Raw genomic sequence first — 25,865 nt, 5'->3', positions numbered from 1 at the left:
CTCCGAGGGCGGGCCCCCGCCGGTGCGTAGGCGGGGCCCGCCCTCCGTATCGTGACCTCGTGAGCAAGCGCAAGGACGGACAGCGGCAGCAGGACCGGGCCGCGGCCCGTGAACTGGTCGGCACGGTGCTCGGCACCGTCCGGTACGCCGACGACGGGCCGCCCGCCGAAGACGCCCTGGAAGCCGGAGCCTCGATGCTGGCGGCCGCCCCCGCGGGCCCGGAGGCCGTCGGCGCCGCGCTGCTGGCGGCGGCGGAGGACGCCGTACGCCGCTGCTGGCAGGGCGGCTGGCAGCCCGCCGACCTGGAGCGGATCGTACGGAGGGAGACGGGCGGCGGCCCCTGTACGGCAGTCGTCGTGGACGCGATGGCTGCCGAGGCGCAGCGCGCGGGCCGGGCGGCGGAGCGCGCCCGCGGCCCCCGCTGGGCGGCCCAGCTGAGCGACCTCGAAGCCCACGTCTGGTGGGCGCCGGAACCCGGCTACCTGGAAGAGCTGGCGCGCCGCCGCCGCAGCTCGCGCTTCGAGACGGCATACGACGTACTGGCAGCGCTGCGCGTCCTGGCGCGCCTGCCCCGCATCACGCCCCTTCCGGCCGCCCGTCCGGTACGCGCGCACACACCCGCCGAGTCCCGGACCCTGGGCCGTATCCGCGGCCTGCTCGCCAAGGCCGAGGCGACGGACTATCCGGAGGAGGCGGAGGCCCTGTCGGCCAAGGCCCAGGAGCTGATGGCGCGGCACAGCATCGACGAGGCGCTGCTCGACCACGCCGGAGCCGACGCAGGCTCCGGCACCGGCCGGACCACCGCTCCCGCCGCCGTCCGCATCGGCATCGAGGGCCCGTACGAGCAGGCGAAGGCGCTGCTGCTCGACGCGGTCGCCGCAGCCAACCGCTGCCAGGCCGTCTGGTCCGGCGACGTGGGCTTCTCCACCCTCATCGGCTTCGAAGCCGACCTGGAGGCCGCCGAACTCCTCTACACATCGCTGCTCCTCCAGGCCACCACCGCCATGCATCGCGCAGGCGACGCCCACCACAGCCACGGCCGCTCCCGCCGCACCCGCGACTTCCGCCAGACGTTCCTCGTCGCCTACGCCGACCGCATCCGCACCCGCCTGACAGCAGCCACGGACGAGGCCACCACCGAGGCCGCAACCACCACCCCCGCCCTCCTCCCGGTCCTGGCCGCCCGCGAAGTAGCAGTAGCCCGAACCACCGACGACCTCTTCCCCGAAACCGCCGCCATCCGCATGCGCGGCGTGCGCGATGCCGCCGGGTGGGAACAGGGCAGGGCGGCGGCTGATCGGGCGCGGCTGGGGAATCGACGGGAGGGGTAGGGCCTCACCTGCCACGCGAAGGCCGCGGCCAGGAACGGGATCGAGCCGTACCGTCCCGGCCGGATCGCGCTCCTGCTCACGGAGGATGGCGGGCCCCGCCGCGCCCGCGAGAATCATGGTCCGCATATGCCGTGGCCGGACAAACGGCCGCGGCTGTCCGTTGTCCGGCCCGCGAACGTACGGTCCGATTCCGCTCGGCCCGCCCACCGGGCTCTCAGACGCTCCACAGGAGACCAGCTCCATGCCCTTACCCATACCCGCCCTGCTCCGCCGGCCCGGCCGCCACCGCGCCGGATGGCGCTCCGCGGGAGCCGCCGTCGCGCTCGCCCTCGCACTGACCGCCACGGCGGCGCCCCCGGCGTCCGCGGCGACACCCGCCCCCGCCTCGCACAACCTGGTCACCAAGAACCTCGACCGCAAGGGCCTCGACCGGTCCCTCGCCGCGGTCCACTCGGCCGGCATGTACGGCGTCTACGCGGCCGTACGCGACGGCGAGGACGAATGGCGGGGAGCCGCCGGCCTCGCCGACGTCGACACCGGGCGCCCGGTCCGTTCCCAGCTGGAACACCGGATCGGCAGCATCACCAAGACCTTCACCGCGGTCGGCATCCTCCAGCAGGTCGCGCGGGACCGGATCGCACTCGACGCGCCGGTCGCCCGCTACCTCCCCGGCGTCGTCCCCGGCGACCTGGGCCGGCAGATCACCGTACGGATGCTGCTCAACCACACCAGCGGCATCGGCGACTACATCCCGGGCGCCTTCCCGTCCCTGCGCCGCCTGGACCCGCAAAGCCTGGACGACAACCGGTTCCGCCACTTCAGCCCCTTGGAACTCGTCCGGTACGGGCTGGCGGAACCGCGGACCGGGGCACCGGGCGCCGTGTTCTCGTACTCCAACACCAACTACGTGCTCGCCGGACTGATCCTGACCAAGGTCACCGGCCAGGACGCGGAGAAGTACCTGACGCGGCACGTCATCCGGGCGGCCGGCCTGCGCCACACCTACTTCCCGCGCAGCCCGTACATCAAGGGCCCGCACGCGAAGATGTACGAGGCCCTGTACGGCCGGATCGACCCGCCGCGTGACTACAGCGTCTACGACATGTCCTGGGCCTGGGCCCTCGGCTCACTGGTCTCGACCACCGCCGATCTGAACCAGTTCTACCGCGCGCTGCTCACCGGCGAACTCCTGGCCCCCGCCGAGCTGCGGGAGATGCAGACCACCGTGCCGGTCCCGGGCATCCCGGGCAGGTACTACGGACTCGGGCTGTACACCCAGGACATGCCGTGCGGCCGGTTCTGGGGCCACGACGGCGGAGTGTTCGGCGCCGGCACCTACGCGCTGACGAGCCCGGACGGCCGACGGCAGGTGTCGCTGGGCATCAACCTGATGAAGTACCAGCGGCCGGACGCCGATCCGTCCCGGCCCCACCCGATCGACGCCGCCCTGAACACGCACATCATCCAGGCACTGTGCGGCAAGGCCGCGGCGGGAGCCGGGACCGCCGGCGCTCTCCTCAGCCCCATGGAAACAGCATCACTGGCAGCAGCGGTACGACACTGAGCCAAGGGGCGCGCGGCACCCCGCAACGGTCCGCGCGCCCCTTCCCCTCACAACCCCAACACCCCCACATCCCCCGCCAACGCCCGGAAATACCCCACCGGATCACCCACCAGCCTGCGCGCCTCCAGATCCATCAGCCCGCCCACCGCCGTCACCCGAGCCGCCACACCACCGTCGTCAATGCGCCGGACCTCCTGCTCCATCCGGAACGTCTTCCCCTCCCCCCACAGGAACGCGCACGTCACCTCGACCTCATCCCCGGCCCGCAGTTCCCGCAGATACCGGACCGTGGTCTCCAGCGTGACCGGTCCGACCCCCTTCGCCAGCAGATCGCTCTGCCGTATTCCGGCCGCCTGCAGCACCGACCACCGGGCGTGCTCCGCGTACTGGAGGTACACGCTCCCGTTCAGATGCCCCTGGGAATCCGTCTCGTATCCCCGTACGGAAACCCGCACAGCGAATTCATCCCGCCCGTCACCCACGCGCCGTCATCCACCTTTCTGCCTCCTCAGCCTTCCTCCGTCACAGTGGCAACAACAACCGCTTCCCACAAGCCACTTACGGTCAGTGAACGACGACCCCGGGCACAAGCGCCACAAGCCCGGAAATGAAGCTTCCCGCGCCGGCCAGCGTGACGACCGTCGCCTTGCCGTCCGAGAACAGACCGGCGCAGAAGGCGCGGACCTGCCGCCTGACGATCAGCATCTTCAGTTTCTGCCAGCGGTGTTGACGGATGTGGCAGCCCAGCAGCAGCCCCGAGGCATTGTTGCGGCAGCCGTCCGCGCGCCCTCGTACGGGAGCGTTGCACGTCACCGGTGCCTGGAAGAAGCTCCACAGGACCACGAGGGCGGAGAGTGTGATCACTAAGGCCGGTCCGGCGGCGGAATTGACCCACGCCGCAACCAGTAAGGCGCCGGCCAGAACGCCCCACCATTGGCCCAACCCGCCCAGACGACCGCCGCGTGCCCCCGAAGTTGCCATGCATCACATGGTGGCGGTCCAGGGGCGCGGTGACGCTGTCAAAAGGCTTGTCGTCCCATGGTGAGACTCGCCGCATGACAGGGGAGAGCCGTACGGGGCGGGTGGGCCTACGCGGTCTTGGGGCCGCAGCGCATGCCGATGTAGACGCAGCCCGTGCCGTCGGGGAGCGTGGAGAAGACGACGGGCATGTAGTCCTCGCTGAACGCCGCGCCCACCCCCGTACCGGCGAAGACCGTTTCCGTCACCGGCAGCAGATCGATTTCGAGCGGGTCGGAGAAGTCCTTCATGCCGTCGACGAATGCGTACCGCACGTGTCCCGCACCGTCCCGCTCGGTCACGGTGATGACCACACCCTCGCGCCGGTACGTGCCGACCAGCGGTGCGAAGTCGACCACGGGAGGCCGGGCGGGCGGGGCGAAGGGCTCCGGCATGGTCACTCCGGCGAGTTCGGCGAGGAGTTCGCGGTAGAGCGCCGCGTACACCTCCCGTGCGCCGCCGCCGTTGGTGAGCAGCGCGACCGCGACGCCCGCCGACGGCACCACGCGCAGGTAGCCGTACTGTCCGATGGAGGCGCCGTCGTGGCCGTAGCCCGGGACGCCGTTCCAGTCGTACAGGGTCCAGCCCAGGCCCCAGCCGTCCGAGCTGACCGTCCATTTGTCGGGGCAGTCCACCACCCGGCGCTGCATCAGCGCGGCCGTCTCCGCGGAGAGCACGCGCGTGCCGTCCTCGGCCACCCCGCCGGCCAGGTGCATCCGCGCGAGGCGGGCGAGGTCTCCGGCGGAGGCGATGACTCTGCCGTAGGGGCCCGCCGAGCGCGGCATCATGTCCCATTCGGGCGCCGGGTCCGGCATCCGGCCCGGCTCGCCCAGGTGCCCCATCGCGGCGCGGAACCGCAGTGCCTCCTCGGGCAGCGTCATGGTGTGCGTCAGGCCGAGCGGGGTCAGGAGGAGGTCTTTGAGCGCCTGGTCCCAGACCTTGCCGGTCACCACCTCGATGATCCGGCCGAGCACGTTGTAGCCGACGCTGCTGTAGGAGATCGCGGTGCCGGGCGGGCAGTCGAGGGCCACGCCCTTCGCGGCCTCGACGTACCGGGCGAGGCAGTCGTCACCGCGCCCGCTGTCGTGGGTGAAGTCGCAGGTGAGGCCGCCGGTGTGGCTGAGCAGCCGGCGGATGGTGATCGCCCTGGTCGCCGCGGGACCGGCGACCGAGAACTCCGGCAGTACGTCCACGACCGGGGCGTCCAGGTCCAGTACGCCCGATTCGGCGAGCTGCATGATCAGGGTGGCGGTGTAGACCTTGGCTATCGAGCCCATCTGGAAGACCGAGTCGGTCGTCACCTCCACGCCCGTTCCCGTGTGCAGCACGCCGCTGGCCAGTTCGTGGACGGTGCCGTCGACGAGCAGCGCGAGCGACGCGCCCGGGACGTGGTGCTTGGCGCGCAGTGCGTCGAGACGGACCTGCCAGTGGGCGAGGTCCAACTTCCGCCCCGCGGAATCCCGGGAACCCCACGCGCCCGCGGCGCCCCAGTTGCCCTGCTCGTCCCAGCTCACGTTCTGCGACATGACTGCTCCCCGCCCTGTGGTGATGCGTACGCCGTTCTCTCGATGCGCACACCGTACGCACTCAAAAACGCTGTACGCAAGATGCGTACAGCGTGCACTACGATGCGCGGGGGAAAGTCCGCAGGACGATGACGATCAGAGAGATGAGGAGCCGGCCCTTATGCCAGCCGACGACAAGCCGACCGCATCGGTGTGGACCCGGCCGCGCCGCCCGCAGCGGGAGCAGCTGACCCGCGAACAGATCGTGGCCGCGGCGATCGAACTGCTGGACCAGGAGGGCACGGAGGCGCTCAGCATGCGCAAGCTCGGCAGCCGCCTGAACGCGGCGGCCACCTCCCTCTACCGGCACGTGGCCAACCGGGACGAGCTGATCCAACTGGTCGTGGACGACGTCTACGGCGAGATCCGGCCGCCGGCCACCGCCGACCGGTCCCAGTGGCGCGCCGCCGTCACCCGCATCGCCACCGACCTGCGGGCGATGGCCCTGCGCCACCCCTGGATCGCCCCCGAGCTCGGCCAGGTCGGCCTCGTCCACATCGGGCCGAACGCCATGCGGATGTCATCGGGGCTGCTCGCCCAGTTCGAGGCGGCAGGCTTCTCCGCGGAGGAGAAGGACCAGGCGGCGGGGACGCTCACGGCATACGTCATCGGAATCGCCACCTCCGAGGCCGCCTACCTCTCGCTGATCGCCCGGAGCGGCAAGACCGAGCAGGAGTGGGTGGCGGACCTGCGACCGGCCTTCGACGAGGCCGCACAGCAACACCCACGGCTGCGGGAGGGAAGCTCCGCCCAGCAGGACGCCCATCCGCAGCAGATCCGCGACGACGCCTTCTCGTACGGCCTCGACCGGGTCCTCGACGGCCTGACAGCCCGCCTCAACACCTGAACCGCTACACCGGTGCCCGTCCCCGCTCGCGAGTGCCCGGGCATCTCAGGTTACGAGGCCGACTGATCTCGAAATGTATGCACGGATGCGCAGTTGAGAAGCTCAGCCGGGTTCTTGTCCAGTACTGCTGGTGTCTGAGGTTGCCCGCATCGTTGCCTCGGATGTAAGGAGCCATGCGGTCCGCTTGCGCGGCAGGGCAGCCAGGCCAAGTCCTTTCTCATGTGTTCGGCAGGAACCGGCCGTGCAGATCTCGGGCCGGGCGCATCCTGCGCACCTCTGCTCCTTGGGGGCGTTGGTGCGCCTGCCAGGTGAAGACGAAGCGGTTGGCGGCACGATCGAATGAGGTGCCGAAGGCAACCGGGGGCATGCTGAACTCCCTCTGGGACCACTCGACGATTGCCGCGGCCAGTCCCTCCGCCTGGAAGTCGGCTTCGGGGAACAACACGCGATGCACCGTGACCAGCGTGTGCCGGCCTGGCAGTCGTGGCTGCCTCGATTGCCTCTGCTGCCAGGCCCAACCCATGCCGCAGCCAGCTCGCTTCGTCCGGGGCGAGGCGCAGTCCTGAGCGGTCGGTGGGGGGATGGCCAAGGACAGGAGTGGTGTCCAGCCAGACCCGGTTGCTGATCCGCTGGGCGCTGGAGGGAGGGGCCGCCACCGAGGCTGAATCTGCGGTGAGGTCGATGGCGATACCCCAGGTAGGGCCGAGCACTCGGTAGGCGTACGTCCGCATCAGCCGTCGGCGGGCGCCACCCCCACCGGGCAGGAAACCCCTGTCCCCCCGATCCCGCAGTACCCCGCCGGATTCTTGTCCAGGTACTGCTGGTGATACCCCTCAGCCGCGTAAAACGGCCGCTCGGGCCCGGCCGGCAGGATTTCGGTGGTGATGTCGCCGTAGCCGGAGGAGGTCAGGACGGACTGGTAGGCGGTGCGGGAGGCTTCGGCTGTTTGCTGGTCGGTGGGGGAGTGGGTGTAGATGGCGGAGCGGTACTGGGTGCCGGTGTCGTTGCCCTGGCGGAAGCCCTGGGTGGGGTCGTGGGATTCCCAGAAGAGCTTCAGGAGGGCTTCGTAGGAGGTCTTGGCGGGGTCGTAGACGACGCGGACCGCTTCGGTGTGGCCGGTGAGGCCGCTGCACACCTCTTCGTAGGTGGGGTTCGGGGTGTGGCCGCCCTGGTAGCCGACCAGGGTCGTCCAGACGCCTTCGGCCTGCCAGAACTTGCGCTCGGCGCCCCAGAAGCAGCCCAGGCCGAAGTCGGCGACGCGCAGGTGCTCGGGGTACGGGCCGAGCAGCGGGGTGCCGAGGACCGTGTGGCGGTCGGGGACGGTGAAGGCGGGCTCGGGGCGGCCCTTCAGGGCCTCGTCGGGGGAGGGGAGGGCGTTCTTGAAGCGGTTGAAGAGCATGGCGTCGGGCTCCAATGGCAGGAGGGCGGGAAACCGTACGTATGGGGAAGGGCAGCCGACGGGTTCAACGCCGGGCGGGCGCGGAAGCATTCCGTTCCGGGTTGGGTCCGGTGCTCTGCCGGGTTGGGCTGGTTCCGTGCCCCGCACGGACCGGGCTGGTTCCGGTGCCCTGCCGGATCAGGCGGCTTCCGGCGCCCTGCCGGATCGGGCGGCTTCCGGCGCCCCGTCCGTTACGACCGCGGCCGGAAGTCCGCAGGTGTCCCCCCGCCCCGCTCCCAGCCGGCCACGGCCTGGGCCCGGTAGGCGGCGTATTCGGCGGCGGGGCTGGGGCCGTACGACCACGGGACCGCGCCGACGTGGCCGTCCACGAGGGTCAGCTGTTCCAGGGCTTCCTCGTAGCGCTCGGCGTGGACGAGGAACCAGATGAGCAGGTGCCGGACGTGCGGGGCCATGGGGTGGTCGGCGGGGGCCTCGCGGAGGGCGAAGTGCGCGCCCTCTATGGCGCGTTCGACGACGGCGCTCTGGAAGAGGCCGCGCACCATGTTGGCCTCGGGCAGATGGTCGTGGACGGCGAAGAGCGGGAGGGCGGGCAGCAGGCTCTTGGCGGGGGCGGCCGCGGCGGCGGCCTCGGTGAAGGCGGCGGCCTCCTCCTTGGAGCCGTGCCACTTCTGCGACCAGTAGGGCAGCGCGGCGAGGTGGGCGCCCATGTGGTGCGGGGCACGCTGGGTGATCTTCGACCACAGCGCGTCGTAGTCGGCACGGCGCTCGCCGAGGCCACGGGCGACGGCCAGCTCGGTGATGTACGGGATGGGGCTGCCGGGGGCCAGCAGGGCCGCTTCGTGGCAGACCGTGCGGGCCTCCTCCAGGATCATGCGGAAGTCCTGCGAGCCCGGGTCGCGCAGCGCCTGGAGGACCAGGAACTGGGCGTGGGTCTGCGCGCCGCCCGGGTCCTTGGGGGCCTCCGAGCGCCACGTACGCAGCCAGATGCCGCCCTGCCCCGGCCGTTCCGCCAGCTCGAACGCCGCGGCCCCGGCGAGCGTCTGCACCCGCTGCCAGCGCCGCTCCCAGTCCTCTCCGGTCGCGCTCAGCAGCTGCGCGGCCGGTCGCCAGTCGTGCGCGCGCCGGATCTCGTCGAGGGCCTCCTCCAGCTCCGGGTCGGGTCCGGGCAGCCGTACGTCCAGCTGCTGGGCCGGTACGAAGCCGTAGCCCGCCATGGGGTCGGCGGCCACCGCCATGCCCTGCTGGGCCTGCTGCGCGGCCTGCCTGCGCCGCAGCCACGGCAGCAGGACGAGACCGCCGAGGGCGGCAGCGGCGAAGAGAACCAGCAGAGCGTCCATGTGGTCAGTCTCGGATTCCGGTCGTGGGAGGCGGGGAGGGGAACACCGGGGCGTACGGCCGCGGTGCGGATCGGCGGGTATGTGTCTTGTATGTATCCACTATCCAGCGAAGCAGAAAGTTCCGAAAAGTTCGCGGGTGTGGACGACTACCCTCGGCAGATATGAGCGATCAGCGCGAGCAGCGCCCCCAGAATTTCGAGACCCTTGCCATCCACGCAGGTCAGGAGCCCGACGAGGCGACCGGCGCGGTGGTACCGCCCATCTACCAGGTGTCCACCTACAAGCAGGACGGCGTGGGCGGGCTGCGCGGCGGCTACGAGTACAGCCGCAGCGCCAACCCGACCCGTACCGCCCTGGAGGAGAACCTCGCCGCCCTCGACGGCGGCCGCCGCGGCCTGGCCTTCGCCTCCGGGCTGGCGGCCGAGGACACCCTGTTGCGCACCCTGCTGGTGCCCGGCGACCACGTGCTCATCCCCAATGACGCGTACGGCGGCACGTTCCGCCTGATCTCCAAGGTCGTCGAGCGGTGGGGTGTGGAGTGGTCGGTCGCCGACACCTCCGACCCCCAGGCCGTACGGGACGCCCTGCGGCCCCGTACCAAGGCGATCTGGGTGGAGACGCCCAGCAACCCGCTCCTCGGCATCACGGACATCCCCGCGCTCGCGGCCGTCGCGCGCGACGCCGGGGTGCGCCTGGTCGTGGACAACACCTTCGCCAGCCCCTACCTCCAGCAGCCGCTGGCCCTCGGCGCTGACGTGGTGGTCTACTCCACGACCAAGTACATGGGCGGCCACTCGGACGTGGTCGGCGGCGCGCTCGTCGTCAATGACGCCGAACTGGGCGACGAACTGGCCTACCACCAGAACGCGATGGGCGCGGTCGCCGGGCCCTTCGACTCGTGGCTGGTGATGCGCGGCCTGAAGACGCTGGCCGTACGGATGGACCGGCACAGCGCCAACGCGGCCCGCATCGCCGACCTGCTGGCCTCGCACGACAAGGTGACGCAGGTCTACTACCCGGGCCTCGCGGAGCACCCCGGCCACGAGGTCGCCGCCAAGCAGATGCGTTCCTTCGGCGGCATGGTCTCCTTCCGTGTCGCGGGCGGCGAGCAGGCCGCGGTGGAGGTGTGCAACCGTGCCCGGCTGTTCACCCTCGGTGAGTCGCTCGGCGGCGTCGAGTCGCTGATCGAGCACCCGGGCAAGATGACGCACGCCTCGACGGCGGGCTCGCTGCTGGAGGTCCCCAACGACCTCGTACGCCTCTCGGTCGGCATCGAGTCGATCGACGACCTGGTGGCGGACCTCACCCAGGCGCTGGGATAGGGCGTACCTTCCGGGTCGCCGCGGGCCCGGGGCGACGCGGCCGCCGCGTGCGGACGGCGGACCGGCGGAGCCCGGCTCACCACCCTTCCAGCGGAGGGGTGGTGTGCGCCGGCGGCGGCAGCCACGGCTGGTCGACCACCGTCCAGACCAGCAGTGCGGCCAGCGCCGCCAGGGCCAGCAGCCACAGCGCGAGGCGGGCCAGCCGGCGGTGCGCCAGCAGCCGCCGGCCGCTTTCGGCCGCGCGCAGCGCCAGGTCGGGCGGTACCGGCGGATGCGGCCCGTCCAGCATCCGCCGCACCTCGGCCTCCTTGCGGTCGGGGAGGGTCATGGCGCCGCGGCTTCCGTGCGCTGGGGAGCCGAGGAGTCTGGTAGGTGCGGTAAGTCTGGTACGTCCCGTACGGGGTGCAGGGCCTCGCCGCCGAGAGATACGGACCGCCCGGCACGCGGCTTGCTCCGCATATGCCCCACCGCCCGCAGGCACAACGTGTGGACGCGTTCAGCGGGCAGCCCCAACTGCGCCGCGGTCTGCTCCTCGGCCACGCCCTCGTAGAGCCGCAGTACGAGCACCAGCCGCTCCTGCGGGGACAGCCGCTCCAGCAGGCCGCCGGACGGCGGGGGCGTGCCGGGCCGCAGAGCGCGGGGGAGGCGCGCCCGCCAGGCGGAATGCGCGTAGTGGGCGGCCATCTCCTGGCGCGCGCGGTCGTACGGGTCCTCGCCGCGCAGCCGGTCCCAGGCGGCGTACGTACGGGCCAGGGCCAGCGTGAGCAAGCGCTCGGCGGCGGGCGCCGGTTGCCCTTCGGGCTCGGCGGTCAGCAGCGTGGCGGCGCGCAGCAGGCGCCCGGCCGCGCCCGCGACGAACGCCTCGAACTCCCGGGCACGACGGCGTTCCTGCGCTGCCCGCCGCTCTCGCACAGCTACATGGCACGGCAGGCCCGGCACCGGGTCAAGAGGCGGCCGGGAAAAACCGGGCCCCAAGGAGGCGCCCCGCCGGAAGACGGGTGGGGGAGTGCGCCGTGCCGGCGCCCTCTCGCCCCGCTCAGGAAGTGGACGGCACCGCCGGCAGCGTCGCCGTGACCGTGGACAGCGAGGCGTTGAAGCGCGTCAGCAGGGTGCAGAACGCGTCCCGCTCCTCCTCCGTCCACTCCTCCGTGACCAGCGCCATCAGGGCGCGGCGGGAGGCGCGTACCTCTTCGAGGCGGGACCGGCCGCGCTCGGAGAGCTGGAGTACGACCGCGCGCCCGTCCTCCGGGTGCGAGGCGCGGTTGACCAGGCCGGAGTCGACCAGCGGGGCGACCTGCCGGGTGACGGTGGAGGAGTCGATGCCCATGCCGGCGGCCAGCGCCTTGACACCCATCGGGCCTTCCTTGTCCAGGCGGTTGAGGAGCAGGTAGGCGGCACGGTCCATGGAATTGCGCGCCTGGCCGACGCCGCCGAGCCGGCTCTGTTCGGCGCGGCGGGCGAAAACGGCGACTTGGTGTTGCAGCGCGTCGAGAAGAGCGGTGTCGGTGTGGGTCGTCATGTCCGAAGAGGTGGGCATGGCCGGGAGCTCGCTTCATGGGATGCGTACGGATTGGGGGACAGAGTACGCGGCCCGGACGCGGACCGTACCGGCGCTGTCGAAAGACGTGCCACCCTGGCACCGGTCCGGCGGCCGGACGGACCCGTCGCGTGCCGAACTGTAAGACTGGGCTGCATGGACGATCACACGCCGCACGAGTCCACTCCTGCCTCCGGTTCCCCTTCGGATTCCGCTTCCGGTTCTGTGGCCGGTCCGGCACCCGGGCCGACATCAGGCCCGGCAGGTGCGGCGGCGTCCGGTGCGGACCGGTCACCGGAGCCGGGTTCCGGTTCCGCCTCCGTTTCGGGGCCGGGCGCGGGCGGGGTGGCCGCCGCCTCCGCCGCGCTCACCGTCGAGGACGTACGGGAGGCGCAGAAGATCCTGTCCGGCGTCTCCCGGTCCACCGCCTTGGAGGGGAGCCGGCACCTGTCCGCTTTGGTGGGGGCGCCGGTGCATCTGAAGTGCGAGAACCTGCAGCGCACCGGCTCCTTCAAAATACGTGGCGCGTACGTGCGGATCGCGGGCCTGTCGCCGCGGGAGCGGGCGGCCGGTGTGGTCGCCGCCAGCGCCGGCAACCACGCGCAGGGCGTCGCGCTGGCGGCCTCCCTGCTGGGCGTGCGCTCGACGGTGTTCATGCCGGTCGGCGCCCCGCTGCCGAAGGTCGCCGCGACCCGCGAGTACGGCGCCGAGGTGCGGCTGCAGGGCCATGTCGTGGATGAGACGCTGGCCGCCGCGCAGGAGTACGCGCGGAAGACCGGCGCGGTCTTCATCCACCCCTTCGACCACCGGGACATCATCGCGGGCCAGGGCACGGTCGGCCTGGAGATACTCGAACAGTGCCCGGAGGTGCGCACGGTCGTCGTGGGCATCGGCGGCGGCGGACTGGCGGCGGGGGTCGCGCTGGCGGTCAAGTCCGTACGGCCGGATGTGAAGATCATCGGGGTGCAGGCGGAGGGCGCCGCGGCCTATCCGCCCTCGCTGGCGGCCGGGCGGCCGGTCTCGATCGAGGCGCCGACGACGATGGCGGACGGCATCAAGGTGGGGCGGCCGGGCGACGTACCGTTCAAAATCATTGGCGATCTCGTCGACGAGGTCCGTACCGTCACCGAGGACGAGCTCTCCAGCGCCCTGCTGCTCTGCCTGGAGCGCGCGAAGCTGGTCGTGGAGCCGGCGGGGGCGAGCCCGGTGGCGGCGCTGCTGTCGCGGCCCGAAGCCTTCGAGGGGCCGGTGGTCGCGGTGCTGTCGGGAGGAAACGTTGATCCGCTGCTGATGCAGCGCACCCTGCGGCACGGCATGGCCGCCGCGGGACGCTATCTGTCCCTGCGCCTGCGGCTCACCGACCGGCCGGGCGCCCTGGCGACGCTGCTGGCGGTGCTCTCGGAGGTCGACGCCAACGTCCTCGACGTGAGCCACGTACGGACCGATCCGCGCCTCGGACTCACGGAAGCGGAGGTGGAGCTGCACCTGGAGACCAAGGGCCCGGAACACTGCACCGAGGTCGGCGCGGCCCTGCGGGAGGCGGGTTACACCGTCATGGGCTGAGGTCCTGCGCGGGCCGGGCGGTGCTGCCGCCGGGCCGAGTCGTGGGGCCGGGGAGATCGCGCGGCTCACGCTGCCCCGGGTACGCAAACGCCTTCTGTCGTATATCGCGATGTATCGCGTGTGCGCTATGGTTCGGGTCGACGGGGCGCGCCGCCGTGCGCTGGGCGCACCCCCGTTACCGGACATGTGCCCATAGCGCAGGCGTTGTCCGAAAAGTAAAATTCTTCCTGGAGTTAACCCATACCTTGGGAGTACCCACATGCCAGGCGCCATTTACGCCGAGGGTCTGGTCAAGACCTTCGGCAAGGTGAGGGCTCTGGACGGCGTCGACCTCGACGTCCCCGAAGGAACCGTCCTCGGTCTGCTCGGCCCGAACGGTGCGGGCAAGACCACCGCCGTACGCGTCCTCACCACCCTGCTCAGGCCCGACCGGGGCAGCGCGGTCGTCGCCGGTATCGACGTCCTCAAGCACCCCGACGAAGTACGCCGCTCCATCGGCCTGTCCGGCCAGTTCGCCGCCGTGGACGAATACCTGACGGGGCGTGAGAACCTGACCATGGTCGGCCAGCTCTACCAGATGAGCGGCCGGGACGCGAAGGCCCGGGCCACCGAACTGCTGGAGCGCTTCCACCTCGCCGACGCCGGTGACCGGCCGGCCAAGACCTACTCCGGCGGCATGCGGCGCCGCCTCGACCTGGCCGCCGCACTGGTCGTCAGCCCGCCCGTGATGTTCATGGACGAGCCCACCACCGGCCTGGACCCGCGCAACCGCCAGCAGTTGTGGGAGGTCATCCAGGAACTCGTCGCGGGCGGCACGACGTTGCTGCTCACGACCCAGTACCTGGAAGAGGCCGACCACCTCGCACACGACATCTGCGTCGTCGACCACGGCAAGGTCATCGCCCGCGGCACGTCCGACCAGCTCAAGGCGCGGACGGGCGGCGAGCGGGTCGAGGTCGTGGTGCACGCCGCCGAGCACATCGGCACCGCCGACGAGGTGCTGCGCGGCTTCGGCAAGGGCGAAAGCAAGATCGAGCAGCACACCCGAAAGATCACCGTGCCGGTGACCGGCGGCGCCAAGCTGCTCGCCGAGGTCATCCGCGAACTGGACGCGCGCGGCGTGGAGATAGACGACATCGGACTGCGCCGCCCCACCCTGGACGACGTGTTCATCTCGCTGACCGGCCACGCCGCCGAAGCCGCGGAGTCCGGCGGCGAGGCCGGCGATGCCGACGGCGGCGCCGGTTCCGGCCGGGCGTCGCGCTCGGCGCGCCGCGCCAGCAAGCGGGCACCCGAGACCGAGGAGAGCGCCAAGTGACCACCGTGACCCCAGCGGCCCCGCGCGTCGGGGTGCCGAAGCGGCGCGGCGCGATCAGCCAGTCCGTACGGGACTCCCTGACCGTCGCCAAACGCAACCTGATACGCATGCTGCGCATCCCGGAGATGGTCATTTTCGGGCTGATCCAGCCGATCATGTTCGTCGTGCTGTTCAGCTACGTCTTCGGCGGATCGATCAACGTCGGCGGCAGCACCTCGTCCGCGGCCTACCGCGAGTTCCTGATGGCCGGCATCTTCGCGCAGACCGTCACCTTCGCCACCGCGGGCGCGGGCGCCGGCATCGCCGACGACATGCACCGGGGTCTGATCGACCGGTTCCGCTCGCTGCCCATGGCGCGCGGCGCCGTCCTCACCGGCCGTACGCTCGCCGACCTGGTGCAGACCGCGCTGACGCTGGTCGTCCTGGCGGTCGTCGCCTTCCTGGTCGGCTGGCGCTCCCACGAGAACCTCGGCAAGGTCCTGGCCGGTTTCGCGCTGCTGCTCCTGCTCGGGTACGCGTTCTCCTGGATCGGCGCGCTCATCGGCCTGTCCGTACGCACCCCGGAAGCCGCCACCTCCGGCGGGCTGATCTGGCTCTTCCCGCTGACGTTCATCTCGAACGCCTTCGTGCCCTCGGACAACATGCCGACGTTCCTGCGGCACATCGCCGAGTGGAACCCGTTCAGTGCCACCGTCCAGGCCGCCCGTGAGCTGTTCGGCAACCTGCCGCCGAACTACAAGGCGCCCGACGCCTGGCCGATGCAGCACCCGGTGTGGGCGTCGCTGATCTGGTCCGTCCTGATCATCGTGGCCTTCCGTACGCTCGCGGTGCGCAAGTACCGGTCGGCCACGGCCTGAGCCGAGGGCGCGCGGGCGGGCCCGGGAGCGGGGGCCGGGCGCCCCGCGCGGGCGCGTCACCTCGGTACGCCGTCGCCCCGTACACACACGACCGGCCCGGAGCCGCTGGGGCTCCGGGCCGGTCGTCGTCTGCCACGGGCGGGCGCCGCGGGGCGCTCAGCCCTGGTACGGCTGGGCGTCGAGGATCTTCACCGACGCCTTCTTGCCGTTGGGGAGCTCGTACTCGGCGGTCTCGCCGACCTTCTTGCCGTTCACGCCGCTGCCCAGCGGGGACTGCGGGGAGTAGGTCTCGATGTCCGAGCTCGCGTACTCCCGCGAGGCCAGCAGGAACGTCAGCGTGTCGTCCGGGTCTCCGTCGAACGCGATGGTGACGACCGTGCCGGGGGCCACGACACCCGTGGCGGCAGGGGCCTCGCCGACCTTCGCGGTCTCCAGCAGCTGCTTGAGCTGGCGCATGCGAAGGTCCTGCTTGCCCTGCTCCTCCTTGGCCGCGTGGTACCCGGCGTTCTCCTTCAGGTCACCTTCCTCGCGGGCCGCCGCGATCTTCTCGGTGATCTCGGCGCGTGCGGGACCAGACAGGTACTCCAGCTCGGCCTTGAGCTGGTCATACGCCTCCTGGGTCAGCCAGGTGACGTTGTCGCTGGTCTGGGTCACAGGTGCTCCTCGTCGGTGCTGGGGATAAATCAAACGCCCTACCAGGAAGGCTGCGCCTCCACGGGTGGGCGAAACCACGAGCCTAACAATTCCGGCACAAAACGGGGAAGAGATATTTTGCCGAGAACTGCGTCGGCCCGGATCGTGGCCGGTCAGCGCGCGGGCACGGGATGTGCCGGGCGACACACCGGGCGGTGGGCGGGCCGGGGGCGGTCCGCCGGGGCGGCCGCGGGGCGGTGCGCGCCGGGGGCCGTGAGGCGGCCTGCGCCGGTCAGCCGTGGTCCGCGGACGTGCAGCCGACCAGTACGGCGTTGGTCGCCCGCTCCGTCGTACGGATCGTGACCTCCACGTCCACCTGCTCCTTGGGGGCGTCCACGGTGACGTCCTTGCGCCCCACCTCGGCGCCGCTGTCGGCCTGCGAGCGCAGCGTGCACACGCCGGTGTCGTCCTTGCCCTTGACGACTTCCAGGTGCACCTTGACCGCGTGGTCCGACACCCGGTTCCAGGTGATCACCCGGCCGCTGAGGTCCTGCCCGGCGATGTAGGACCAGCCGGACCAGCCGACCACGCCCAGGAGCGCCACGCCGAGCACGGCGCCGAGGATCTTCAGCTTGCGGTCCGCACGCTGGTCGGCCGAGCGGCCGTAGCGCCCGTCGGGCCGTCCTTCGCGCACCGCCGTCATGATCGACCTCCTGCCGGGGGCTCCGGAATTAATCGCCCCACGCTTCGGTCACTATAGGAAACATCTACTCCGGCCTTTCACTGAGGATCGAGTCTTGACTGAGCAGCTGCGACTGATGGCAGTGCACGCCCACCCCGACGACGAGTCGAGCAAGGGCGCGGCCACCATGGCCAAGTACGTGTCCGAGGGGGTGGACGTGCTGGTCGTCACCTGCACGGGCGGGGAGCGCGGCTCCATCCTCAACCCGAAGCTCCAGGGTGACCCGTACATCGAGGAGCACATCCACGAGGTACGGAAGAAGGAGATGGACGAGGCCCGGGAGATCCTGGGCATCAAGCAGGAGTGGCTGGGATTCGTCGACTCCGGGCTGCCCGAGGGCGACCCGCTGCCGCCGCTGCCCGACGGCTGCTTCGCCCTCCAGGACGTGGAGGCCGCGGCCGAGCCGCTGGTGAAGCTGATCCGGGAGTTCAAGCCGCAGGTCATCACGACCTACGACGAGAACGGCGGCTATCCGCACCCCGACCACATCATGACCCACAAGATCTCGATGGTGGCCTTCGAGGCGGCCGGCGACCCGGAGAAGTACCCGGACGCGGGCGAGCCCTGGCAGCCGCAGAAGCTCTACTACAACCAGGGCTTCAACCGGCCGCGCACCGTCGCGCTGCACGAGGCGCTGCTGGAGCGCGGGCTGGAGTCGCCGTACGGGGAGTGGCTGGAGCGCTGGAAGGAGTTCGAGCGCCGCGAGCGCACGCTGACCACGTACGTGCCCTGCGCCGACTTCTTCGAGATCCGCGACAAGGCGCTGATCGCGCACGCGACGCAGATCGACCCGGACGGCGGCTGGTTCCGGGTGCCGATGGACATCCAGCGGGAGGTCTGGCCGACGGAGGAGTACGAGCTCGCCAAGTCTTTGGTGGACACGTCCCTCCCCGAGGACGACCTCTTCGCGGGCATCCGCAACAATTGACTCCATGATGAGCGCGACTAGCACCCTCGCCGTGACGCACTTCGTCACCCTTGCCGACAGCTTCGACAAGGACAAGGTGACCCCCGGCGTCCTCGGCTTCATCGTGTTCGCGGTCATCGGCGGCGCCGTCTGGCTGCTGATGAAGTCCATGAACAGGCACATGAAGAAGGTCGACTTCGAGGAGGCCCCGGAGGCGCCCGCCGCCTCCGACGGTGCGGAGGCGGCGAAGGGCACCGCCCAGCGGACCTCGGGCAAGGCGCAGCCGAAGACCGGCTGAGCGGCGCCCCCGGCGCCGGACGGAGCGGGCTGCGGCCCGCCGGCCCGTCCGGCGTCAGAGCCTGCGTCCGCACCCCGGCCGGGGCTCTTACTGCGCGGGGGGTATGGACACGCCCATGACCTCGCGCGCGTGGCGGTTCGGGACCATGCCGAGCCGCCATGCCTCCCATCCCGTTTCCGGCTCCACGCCGCGGTCCAGCAGCAGCGCGAACGTCTCCGCACAGTCCTCCAGCTTCGAGTCGCGGGTGGGGTGCCGGTCCTGTACGAGCTGCGCCAGCTCCTCCTGCGCCACGGCCGTGCCGACCACCGAGCCGCCCGGTGAGGCGAACGGCAGCAGCGTGCAGCGCAGGAATCGGGCCCAGTCCTCGCCGCGCCGGTCGCCGTAGCCGGCGAAGGTGCGCGCCGCCTCGTCGGCCAGCTCCAGCGCCTGCCCCGTACGGCCGTTGCCCGCGTCGATGATCACCAACTCCAGGCAGGACCATGCCTGTCCGTGGGGTACGGCGATCCGCTGGAAGTCCTTGCGGGCGTCCTGCAAGAGCTGCCGGGCGAAGCCGCTGTTGCGCAGCGAGCCGGTCTGCGCCGCCCGCAGGTCCCTGGTGACGCGCCCGGAGTGGTGCCGGGCGCAGGCCAGGCCGTAGCCGTCCTGCATCCGGCTGAACATCGTCCGCGACCGCTCCAGGTGCCGCAGCGCCGCGTCCAGGTCGCCCTGCTCCTCCAGCGACTGGCCGAGGTAGTACAGCGTCCATGCCTCGCCGCGGGCGTCCTCGTACCGGCGGTGCAGGGGGAGGGCCTGGCGCAGCTGGTCCACCGCCGGGTCCGGGTCGCTGTCCACCAGGCGGGCCCGCGCCAGCTGGGTCATCGCCCACGCCTCGCCGCGGTCGTCGTGCGTACGGCGGTACAGATCCATGGCCGCGTGGAACTCGCTCTCCGCCCGCGGTACCTCGCCCATCCGCAGATACACCTGGCCGAGCTGGAAATGCGCCCACGCCTGGCCGTGCACGCTTTCGCTCTCCCGGTGCAGCTCAAGGGACTCGCGCAGCAGCGCCAGCGCCTCCGCCACCTGCGCGCGGTCGCGCTCGACCGCCGCCAGGGCGTGCAGCGTCCAGGCCCGGTCGCCGCGCACGTCGTCGCCGGACTGCATGTCGATGGCCTCGCGCAGCTTGGCCGCCGCCTCCGTCAGATTGCCCTGCTGCTGGAGCGTGATGCCCAGGTCACGCAGGGCGCGGGCGGCGCCCACCGGGTGCTGTGCCTCGAAGTACAGGTCGACCACCGAGCTCAGGGTCGTACGAGCCTTGTCCAGCTCGCCGAGCTGGCGGGCCGCGACGCCGGTGCGCCACTGCACCGACCGGACCAGCAGGCCCTGGTCGGCGGCCTTGGTCAGCTCGCTCAGCTCGCCGAGGCGGTAGAGGTCACCGCGCAGCAGGCAGTAGTCGGCCAGCGCGCCCAGCAGATGGGAGACGGTCGCCTGGTCCACGTCCTGGTCGGCGTGGCGCAGCGCGGCCGTGATGAAGCTGGTCTCGTCGTCCAGCCATTGAAGGGCCGCGTCCAGCGACGTGAAGCCGTGCGAGCCGAAGCGGTCGGCTCGGGTGGACGTACGGCCGTCCACCAGGCGGATCACCGAGTCGGCCAGTTCCGCGTAACTGCGGATCAGGCGCTCCTGGGCGATGCCGCGCTCGGCCGGGTCCTCCTCGTCCACCAGACGGGCGTGCGCGAAGTGGTGGACGAGCGCGTGCAGGCGGTAGCGGTCGCTGCGCGCGTACTCGACCAGCCCGGCCGAGGCCAGGTCGGCGAGCTGCCGCTCGGCCTCCTGCTCGGCCACGCCCAGCAGCGCCGCCGCGGCGGCCGGCCCCAGGCTGGCCCGCCCCACCAGCGCGAGGCGGCGCAGCAGGCGCCGGGCCGTCTCCGACTGGTCCGTGTAACGCAGCCACAGGGCCGCCTCGACCGCGGGCGTCCGGCCTCCGGCGGCCGGGCGCGCGGCGCTCTCCTCCAGGGCTGCGGCCAGCGTGGCGGGCGACCGCGCGCCCAGCGACGAACCGGCCACCCGCAGCGCCAGCGGCAGCCCGGCGCACAGCTGCGCTATCCGCTCGACGGACTGGTGGTCGTACGGACCGGTCTCGCCCTCGGACTCGTCGGCAGCGGCCCGCAGCAACTCCTCCGTGCCCACCGAATCCAGCGCGCCCACCGGCAGCTGGTGCACCCACGCCTGAAGATCGCCGGGCAGCTGCATCGGCTCGCGGGTGGTCACCAGCACCAGGCTGTCGGAGCGGTCCGGCACCAGGAGGCGCACCTGCTCCGGGTCCGAGGCGTCGTCCAGCAGGACGGTGACGGGCAGGCCCGTCAGGTGCTTGTGATACAGCTCCGTGAGCCGTTTGACGTGCTGCTCATGGGAGGGCCGCTCCCGGAACAGCAGCTGCTCGCGCGGCGCGCCCAGCCGGTTGAGCAGATGCAGCAGCGCGTCCCGCGTCGGCAGCGGTGTCTCGCCCGGCGTGTCGCCGCGCAGGTCCACCACGCACGCGCCGCGGAACTGGTCCCGCAGCTGGTGCGCGGCCCGTACGGCGAGCGCCGTACGCCCCGAGCCCGGCTCGCCGTGCAGCACCACGACCGTGGGCCGGGTCTCCGTGCTCGCGCGGGCCGCCTGCACCCACTGCGCGATCTGCCGCAGATGCGCCCGCCGCCCCGCGAACGGCTCCGCCGGCCGCGGCAGGTAGGCGAAGGACTGCTCCAGCACGGACCGCTGGCGGGCCGCCGCGCTGCGGTCCGCGCCGCGCAGCTGCGACACCCGGGACGGCCGCGGGGCCGTGGACGCGCCGGAGGAGCCGCCGCGCGTCGCCGCCGTCAGCATCCGCTGCTGGTCCAGGAACGGCCGGATGCCGCGTACCTCCAGGGCCGTCAGCCACTGCAGCCGCAGCTGCTCGGGGCCGCCCGGCTGCCCGCGCATGCCCGCCTGCCGGTGCGCCGCGGGCCAGTGCCCCGCGGTCAGCTTCACGACCGTCGCCGCGGCGCCCGCGACCACTGCGGCGGCGCCGACGCCCAGGGCCGGGCCGGCGCCCGTGCCGTACGCCAGGTCCGTGCCGAACGCGGCGGCCGCCGCGACCAGCGTGGCCACCATGGGCGTCCCCAGCTCCTTGCGCGACAGCCGCTCGGAGAGCGGCCGCTGACCGGCCGCCGACTCGTCCAGCGCGTGGACGTACGCGCCGTACTCCTCGGCCGCCTTGCCGGCCAGCTCGTCCAGCGCCGCGTTCGCCCTGGACAACAGGACGCCCCGGTCCAGCGTCCCGCCCGAGCGGCGGACCTCCTCCTCGACGGCCCGCGTCAGCAGCCCCTGAGCATCCGCCCGGTGGCTGTCACGCAGCACAGCCAGTGAGCCCGGCATGCCTTCCCCCTCCTGCAGTTCCCAGCGTCCCGGCGGATTCCGGTCCTCCCGCAACCCCCGGCCTCCCGGCCCACCCCGACAACCGATACAGCACCCCCGTCCCGGCCCCCGCAGATCGGCCCCGCACCCCCAGTCTTCCGCTTTCCCGTGCGATGCGGCAGTCCTGTGGATAACTCGGTGGGTGGGGGGTGGGTATCCGTGGGGAGGGGGATCGGGGCGGACCCACCGCCTGAACCGTGAGCAGGGGATCGCCCTCGCCACTGGGGTCCCGGAGCGACGCGACCGGGGGCGTCCGCTGCACGAACAGGGAAGTCGGCCCGACACGATGCCTGCTCGTGTATCCGGCGCTGTCAGATGGTTCCCAGATCCACAGTCACGGAGAACGGCGCGGCAGCCTTGATCACGCCGGTGAACATCTCGCCGTCCCGGTATGCCTTGGTGGCGGGGTCGAGTACGTAGGTGTAGACGATGGGGACGCCGGTGGCGGCCTGTTCGACGCGCCAGTAGAAGGGGATGCCGGCCTTGGCGTACTGGGCCACCTTCACGATCCGGTCCGTGGTTTCCGAGCCGGGCGATACGACCTCGACGACCAGGAGCACGTGTTCGGGGCGGGTGGGCGTGAGGTCGATGGTGTCCGCCCGGTAGACGATGACGTCCGGACGGCGGTTGGTGAGCGGAACGTCCTGCAGACGGACATCGAAGTCCGTGTCGGCGTTCCAGTCCGGGCCTGCGACGGCGTCCAATGCGTTGGCCAGGAGCCGGGCCAGCCGATTGTGCCGCTTGGAGGCGCTCGGGCTCACGACGACCATCCCGTCCACGATTTCAATGCCGGCACACTGTTCCTCGGACCAGGAGTCGTACTGCTCCGCGCTGATCTGGGTGTGCATCCAGGCGGGCGCCACCATCTCGGCGGTCATGGCGTGCCTCCTTCGAGGATCCTCGACAGTTCCAGCGCTGCTGAGCTCAGCCTACTGGCCTGCAATGCCGGGGCAGCCGATTGCGGAAGGGACCGGGCGAGGCAGAGCCCCCGCGGGCCTCGTGGACGGGACCGGGCGTTGTGAGAGGCTGGATCGCATGAACCGGCTAGCTGGTGTGACCTCGCCGTATCTGCTTCAGCACGCTGACAATCCGGTCGACTGGTGGCCTTGGGGACCGGAGGCTTTCGAGGAAGCGCGGCGGCGCGATGTGCCCGTACTGCTGTCGGTCGGTTACTCCGCGTGCCACTGGTGCCACGTAATGGCCCACGAGAGCTTCGAGGACGAGGCCGTTGCCGCGGTGATCAATGAGCACTTCGTGGCCGTGAAGGTGGACCGCGAGGAGCGGCCCGATGTGGATGCGGTGTACATGGAGGCGGTGCAGGCCGCCACGGGGCAGGGCGGGTGGCCGATGACGGTCTTCTTGACGCCTGATGCCGAGCCGTTCTACTTCGGTACGTACTTTCCGCCCGCCCCGCGCCACGGCATGCCGTCGTTCCCGCAGATTCTTCAGGGCGTGCGCGGCGCCTGGGCGGAGCGTCGGGACGAGGTCGGCGAGGTGGCCGGGCGGATTGTTGCCGATCTGTCGGCGCGGTCGGTCTCGGAAACGCTGGCCAAGGGTGGTCAGGTGCCGCCCGGGCCGGAGGATCTGGCTTCCGCGCTGCTGGCCTTGACCAGGGACTTCGACGCCGTGCACGGTGGCTTCGGGGGCGCGCCCAAGTTCCCGCCGTCCATGGCGCTGGAGTTCCTGCTGCGCCATCACGCCCGTACGGAGTCCGAGGCGGCCCTCCAGATGGTGCAGGCGACCGCGGAGGCGATGGCCCGCGGCGGCATCTACGACCAGCTCGGCGGCGGTTTCGCGCGGTACGCGGTGGACGCGACGTGGACGGTGCCGCACTTCGAGAAGATGCTCTACGACAACGCGCTGCTGTGCCGTACGTACGCGCATCTGTGGCGCGTCACCGGATCGGACCTGGCCCGGCGCGTCGCCGTCGAGACCGCCGACTTCATGGTGCGTGAACTGCGCACGGAGGAGGGAGGGTTCGCCTCCGCCTTGGACGCGGACTCCGATGACGGCAGTGGCAAGCACGTCGAGGGCGCGTACTACGTATGGACGCCCGAGCAACTGCGTGCCGTCCTGGGGGAGAAGGATGCTGCCGTCGCCGCGCACTACTTCGGCGTGACGGAGGAGGGCACCTTCGAGGAGGGCGCGTCCGTACTGCAACTCCCGGACACCGACGACCTGGTGGACGCCGAGCGCATCGCGAGCATCAAGGAGAGGCTGCGCGCGGCGCGCGACTCCCGGCCGCGCCCCGGCCGGGACGACAAGGTCGTCGCCGCGTGGAACGGCCTGGCCATCGCCGCCCTCGCCGAGACCGGCGCCTACTTCGACCGCCCGGACCTGGTGCAGGCCGCCACGGACGCCGCCGACCTGCTCGTCCGCGTCCACATGGACTGGCAGGCGCGGCTGCACCGCACCTCGCGGGACGGCGTGGCCGGCGCCAACTCCGGCGTACTGGAGGACTACGCGGACGTCGCCGAGGGCTTCCTCGCGCTCGCCTCGGTCACCGGGGAGGGCGTCTGGGTGGACTTCGCGGGCCTCTTCCTGGATACGGTGATCGTCCACTTCACCGCCGAGGACGGCACGCTGTACGACACCGCTGACGACGCCGAGCAGCTGATCCGCCGCCCCCAGGACCCGACCGACAACGCCACGCCGTCCGGCTGGACCGCGGCGGCCGGCGCGCTCCTGTCGTACGCGGCCCTGACGGGCAGCGGCCCGCACCGGGAGGCCGCCGAGCGCGCCCTGGGCGTCGTGAAGGCGCTGAGCGGCCGGGCGCCGCGCTTCATCGGGTGGGGACTGGCCGTCGCCGAAGCGGCGCTGGACGGGCCGCGCGAGGTCGCGGTCGTCGGCCCGGACGGCGACCCGGCCACCCGCGCGCTGCACCGCGCCGCCCTTCTGGGTACCGCGCCCGGCGCGGTGGTCGCCCTCGGGGCGCCCGGTTCGGACGAGGTGCCGCTCCTGAAGGACCGCCCGCTGGTCGACGGCCGGCCCGCCGCGTACGTCTGCCGCCACTTCACGTGCGAGCGCCCGACGACGGACCCGGAGGAGCTGGGGGAGAAGCTGCGGGGCTGAGGAAGGCCCGTGGGGCCGCCCGGCCCAAAGTCCTAGGTCCACCAGCCGACTTGTACTTCACGCGGGCGTCAAGTTCTAGCGTGACGGCATGACGAACCGTACCGAGGGCGGCCTGCCCGCCACCCACCGCGAAGTCCGCCTGGCCGCCCGTCCGCAGGGACCGATCACCGACGACCTCTTCGAGGTGGCCGAGGTGCCGGTGCCCCGGCCGGCTCCGGGGCAGGTGCTCGTGCGCAACACGACCATGGCCGTCGCGGCCGTGATGCGGACGCTGATGGACGAGGTCACCCCCGTCCCGATGCCGTCCTTCGTGGTCGGTGAACCGCTGCACGGCTCGGCCATCGGCGAGGTCGTCGAGGCCCCCGGCACCGACTTCGCCCCCGGTGACCTGGTGGAACACCACTTCGGGTGGCGGGAGTACGCCCTCGTGGACGCGGCCGCCGTACAGCGCCGGGACCGTGACCTGCTGCCCGATCCGGCCGCGTACCTCTCCCAGGGGCCCACCGCCTACATGGGCGTCGTACGAGGCGCCGAGGTGCGCGCCGGCGACACGGTGTTCGTGACCGGCGCGGCCGGCGGCGTGGGGTCGCTGGCCGGGCAGATCGCCCGCCTGCGGGGCGCCGTACGGATCATCGGCAGTACGGGATCGCAGCGCAAGGCCGACATCCTGGTCAAGGAGCTGGGCTACGACGCTGCGGTGATCCGCGGTGCGGGCCCCATCGAGGAGCAGCTGCGCGCGGCCGCCCCCGACGGCGTGGACGCGGTCTTCGACAACGTGGGCGGCGATCAGTTGCAGGCCGCCATCGCGCTGGCCAACCGCGGCGCCCGTATCGCGCTCGTCGGCGCGCTGTCCGCCCAGCTCTCCGGCTCCGGGGCGCACACCACCGAGATCGACACCCTGTCGCTGCTCGCCCGCAGCATCACCCTGCGGGGCATCGCGCTCTACGACCACCTCAGCCTGATCCCCGAGTGGAACGAGCAGTTCGGGCGCGGTCTGCGGGACGGCACCCTCACGTTCCCGCACACGCGGCTGCACGGCATCGAGGAGGCCCCGCGCGCCCTCATGGAGCTGATCGAGGGCCGGCACATGGGGGCCGTACTCGTGGAGTTGTGAGCGAGTTCCCCGCGTACGCGTGGGGCTGTGG

At 71.8% G+C, this 25,865-nt stretch carries 24 protein-coding genes; 11 read left to right on the top strand and 13 right to left on the bottom strand.

What is annotated here, in order from left to right; genetic code table 11:
• Window positions 1-59: 59 nt before the first annotated feature.
• Window positions 60-1,331 carry a DUF2786 domain-containing protein gene (locus CP984_RS14515; protein WP_003981934.1) on the top strand — a complete coding sequence of 424 codons (1,272 nt, stop codon included), beginning with the start codon at window positions 60-62 and terminating at the stop codon, window positions 1,329-1,331.
• A 241-nt stretch (window positions 1,332-1,572) separates the two neighbouring features.
• Window positions 1,573-2,895 (top strand): serine hydrolase domain-containing protein, encoded by a 1,323-nt coding sequence (locus CP984_RS14510; protein WP_003981935.1) that lies wholly within the window; start codon window positions 1,573-1,575, stop codon window positions 2,893-2,895.
• A gap of 47 nt (window positions 2,896-2,942) precedes the next feature.
• On the opposite strand, the gene CP984_RS14505 is transcribed toward CP984_RS14510, so the two are convergent.
• The 3 genes from CP984_RS14505 to CP984_RS14495 form a co-directional block, all read right to left on the bottom strand.
• Window positions 2,943-3,377 carry an acyl-CoA thioesterase gene (locus CP984_RS14505; RefSeq protein ID WP_003981936.1) on the bottom strand — a complete coding sequence of 145 codons (435 nt, stop codon included), beginning with the start codon at window positions 3,375-3,377 and terminating at the stop codon, window positions 2,943-2,945.
• An 82-nt stretch (window positions 3,378-3,459) separates the two neighbouring features.
• The gene (locus CP984_RS14500; RefSeq protein ID WP_030181638.1) at window positions 3,460-3,876 is read right to left on the bottom strand and encodes a hypothetical protein; all 417 of its coding nucleotides are present in this window, start codon (window positions 3,874-3,876) and stop codon (window positions 3,460-3,462) included.
• A 107-nt stretch (window positions 3,877-3,983) separates the two neighbouring features.
• Window positions 3,984-5,438 carry a serine hydrolase domain-containing protein gene (locus tag CP984_RS14495; protein ID WP_003981938.1) on the bottom strand — a complete coding sequence of 485 codons (1,455 nt, stop codon included), beginning with the start codon at window positions 5,436-5,438 and terminating at the stop codon, window positions 3,984-3,986.
• 160 nt (window positions 5,439-5,598) lie between these two features.
• Here CP984_RS14495 and CP984_RS14490 point away from each other — a divergent pair, with 160 nt between their 5' ends.
• On the top strand, window positions 5,599-6,324 hold the full coding sequence (locus tag CP984_RS14490; protein WP_003981939.1) for a TetR/AcrR family transcriptional regulator: 726 nt from the start codon (window positions 5,599-5,601) through the stop codon (window positions 6,322-6,324).
• 217 nt (window positions 6,325-6,541) lie between these two features.
• Here the strand turns inward: CP984_RS14490 and CP984_RS14485 are convergent, their stop codons facing one another.
• From CP984_RS14485 to CP984_RS14475, 3 genes are all read right to left on the bottom strand, one after another.
• Window positions 6,542-6,778, bottom strand: a complete 237-nt coding sequence (locus CP984_RS14485; RefSeq protein WP_139679688.1) for a hypothetical protein — start codon at window positions 6,776-6,778, stop codon at window positions 6,542-6,544.
• Window positions 6,779-7,054: 276 nt separating this feature from the next.
• Complete coding sequence (gene msrA, locus CP984_RS14480) at window positions 7,055-7,723, bottom strand: peptide-methionine (S)-S-oxide reductase MsrA (RefSeq protein ID WP_003981941.1); 669 nt, start codon at window positions 7,721-7,723, stop codon at window positions 7,055-7,057.
• A 230-nt stretch (window positions 7,724-7,953) separates the two neighbouring features.
• A complete protein-coding gene (locus CP984_RS14475; protein WP_003981942.1) occupies window positions 7,954-9,060 on the bottom strand; it encodes a hypothetical protein in 1,107 nt (368 codons plus the stop codon).
• Between the two features lie 161 nt (window positions 9,061-9,221).
• On the opposite strand from CP984_RS14475, the gene CP984_RS14470 reads away from it, so the two are divergent.
• A complete protein-coding gene (locus CP984_RS14470; RefSeq protein ID WP_003981943.1) occupies window positions 9,222-10,382 on the top strand; it encodes a cystathionine gamma-synthase in 1,161 nt (386 codons plus the stop codon).
• Window positions 10,383-10,458: 76 nt separating this feature from the next.
• On the opposite strand, the gene CP984_RS14465 is transcribed toward CP984_RS14470, so the two are convergent.
• From CP984_RS14465 to CP984_RS14455, 3 genes are all read right to left on the bottom strand, one after another.
• The gene (locus tag CP984_RS14465; RefSeq protein ID WP_003981944.1) at window positions 10,459-10,710 is read right to left on the bottom strand and encodes a hypothetical protein; all 252 of its coding nucleotides are present in this window, start codon (window positions 10,708-10,710) and stop codon (window positions 10,459-10,461) included.
• Complete coding sequence (locus CP984_RS14460; protein ID WP_003981945.1) at window positions 10,707-11,294, bottom strand: sigma factor-like helix-turn-helix DNA-binding protein; 588 nt, start codon at window positions 11,292-11,294, stop codon at window positions 10,707-10,709. The genes CP984_RS14465 and CP984_RS14460 overlap by 4 nt, the downstream gene beginning before the upstream one ends.
• Before the next feature lie 124 nt (window positions 11,295-11,418).
• Window positions 11,419-11,919: a MarR family winged helix-turn-helix transcriptional regulator gene (locus CP984_RS14455; protein ID WP_003981946.1), complete on the bottom strand. Its 501-nt coding sequence runs from the start codon at window positions 11,917-11,919 to the stop codon at window positions 11,419-11,421.
• Window positions 11,920-12,264: 345 nt separating this feature from the next.
• On the opposite strand from CP984_RS14455, the gene ilvA reads away from it, so the two are divergent.
• The 3 genes from ilvA to CP984_RS14440 all read left to right on the top strand — a co-directional run bounded on the left by ilvA (window position 12,265) and on the right by CP984_RS14440 (window position 15,657).
• Window positions 12,265-13,482: a threonine ammonia-lyase gene (ilvA, locus tag CP984_RS14450; RefSeq protein ID WP_003981947.1), complete on the top strand. Its 1,218-nt coding sequence runs from the start codon at window positions 12,265-12,267 to the stop codon at window positions 13,480-13,482.
• Window positions 13,483-13,741: 259 nt separating this feature from the next.
• Window positions 13,742-14,800 carry a daunorubicin resistance protein DrrA family ABC transporter ATP-binding protein gene (locus CP984_RS14445; RefSeq protein WP_003981948.1) on the top strand — a complete coding sequence of 353 codons (1,059 nt, stop codon included), beginning with the start codon at window positions 13,742-13,744 and terminating at the stop codon, window positions 14,798-14,800.
• Window positions 14,797-15,657, top strand: a complete 861-nt coding sequence (locus CP984_RS14440) for an ABC transporter permease (RefSeq protein ID WP_003981949.1) — start codon at window positions 14,797-14,799, stop codon at window positions 15,655-15,657. The genes CP984_RS14445 and CP984_RS14440 overlap by 4 nt, the downstream gene beginning before the upstream one ends.
• Window positions 15,658-15,813: 156 nt before the next feature.
• On the opposite strand, the gene greA is transcribed toward CP984_RS14440, so the two are convergent.
• Both greA and CP984_RS14430 read right to left on the bottom strand, forming a co-directional pair.
• Window positions 15,814-16,311 (bottom strand): transcription elongation factor GreA, encoded by a 498-nt coding sequence (greA, locus tag CP984_RS14435; protein WP_003981950.1) that lies wholly within the window; start codon window positions 16,309-16,311, stop codon window positions 15,814-15,816.
• Between the two features lie 271 nt (window positions 16,312-16,582).
• A complete protein-coding gene (locus CP984_RS14430) occupies window positions 16,583-16,993 on the bottom strand; it encodes a DUF4307 domain-containing protein (RefSeq protein WP_003981951.1) in 411 nt (136 codons plus the stop codon).
• 94 nt (window positions 16,994-17,087) lie between these two features.
• Between CP984_RS14430 and mca the strand changes: the two genes are divergently transcribed.
• Both mca and CP984_RS14420 read left to right on the top strand, forming a co-directional pair.
• On the top strand, window positions 17,088-17,960 hold the full coding sequence (gene mca / locus CP984_RS14425) for a mycothiol conjugate amidase Mca (protein WP_003981952.1): 873 nt from the start codon (window positions 17,088-17,090) through the stop codon (window positions 17,958-17,960).
• 4 nt (window positions 17,961-17,964) lie between these two features.
• Window positions 17,965-18,237 (top strand): membrane protein, encoded by a 273-nt coding sequence (locus CP984_RS14420; RefSeq protein WP_030181656.1) that lies wholly within the window; start codon window positions 17,965-17,967, stop codon window positions 18,235-18,237.
• 87 nt (window positions 18,238-18,324) lie between these two features.
• Here the strand turns inward: CP984_RS14420 and CP984_RS14415 are convergent, their stop codons facing one another.
• Both CP984_RS14415 and CP984_RS14410 read right to left on the bottom strand, forming a co-directional pair.
• Complete coding sequence (locus CP984_RS14415) at window positions 18,325-21,609, bottom strand: tetratricopeptide repeat protein (protein ID WP_030181658.1); 3,285 nt, start codon at window positions 21,607-21,609, stop codon at window positions 18,325-18,327.
• 350 nt (window positions 21,610-21,959) lie between these two features.
• Window positions 21,960-22,526 (bottom strand): Uma2 family endonuclease, encoded by a 567-nt coding sequence (locus tag CP984_RS14410; protein WP_030181660.1) that lies wholly within the window; start codon window positions 22,524-22,526, stop codon window positions 21,960-21,962.
• A 157-nt stretch (window positions 22,527-22,683) separates the two neighbouring features.
• On the opposite strand from CP984_RS14410, the gene CP984_RS14405 reads away from it, so the two are divergent.
• Entirely contained in the window at window positions 22,684-24,720 is a 2,037-nt protein-coding gene (locus CP984_RS14405) for a thioredoxin domain-containing protein (protein ID WP_030181661.1), read from the top strand.
• Between the two features lie 88 nt (window positions 24,721-24,808).
• On the top strand, window positions 24,809-25,834 hold the full coding sequence (locus tag CP984_RS14400; protein ID WP_003986738.1) for an MDR family NADP-dependent oxidoreductase: 1,026 nt from the start codon (window positions 24,809-24,811) through the stop codon (window positions 25,832-25,834).
• Window positions 25,835-25,865: the final 31 nt, after the last annotated feature.

The organism is Streptomyces rimosus, assembly GCF_008704655.1.
Lineage (GTDB): Bacteria > Actinomycetota > Actinomycetes > Streptomycetales > Streptomycetaceae > Streptomyces > Streptomyces rimosus.
This window is presented reverse-complemented; position numbering and strand designations above follow the sequence as displayed.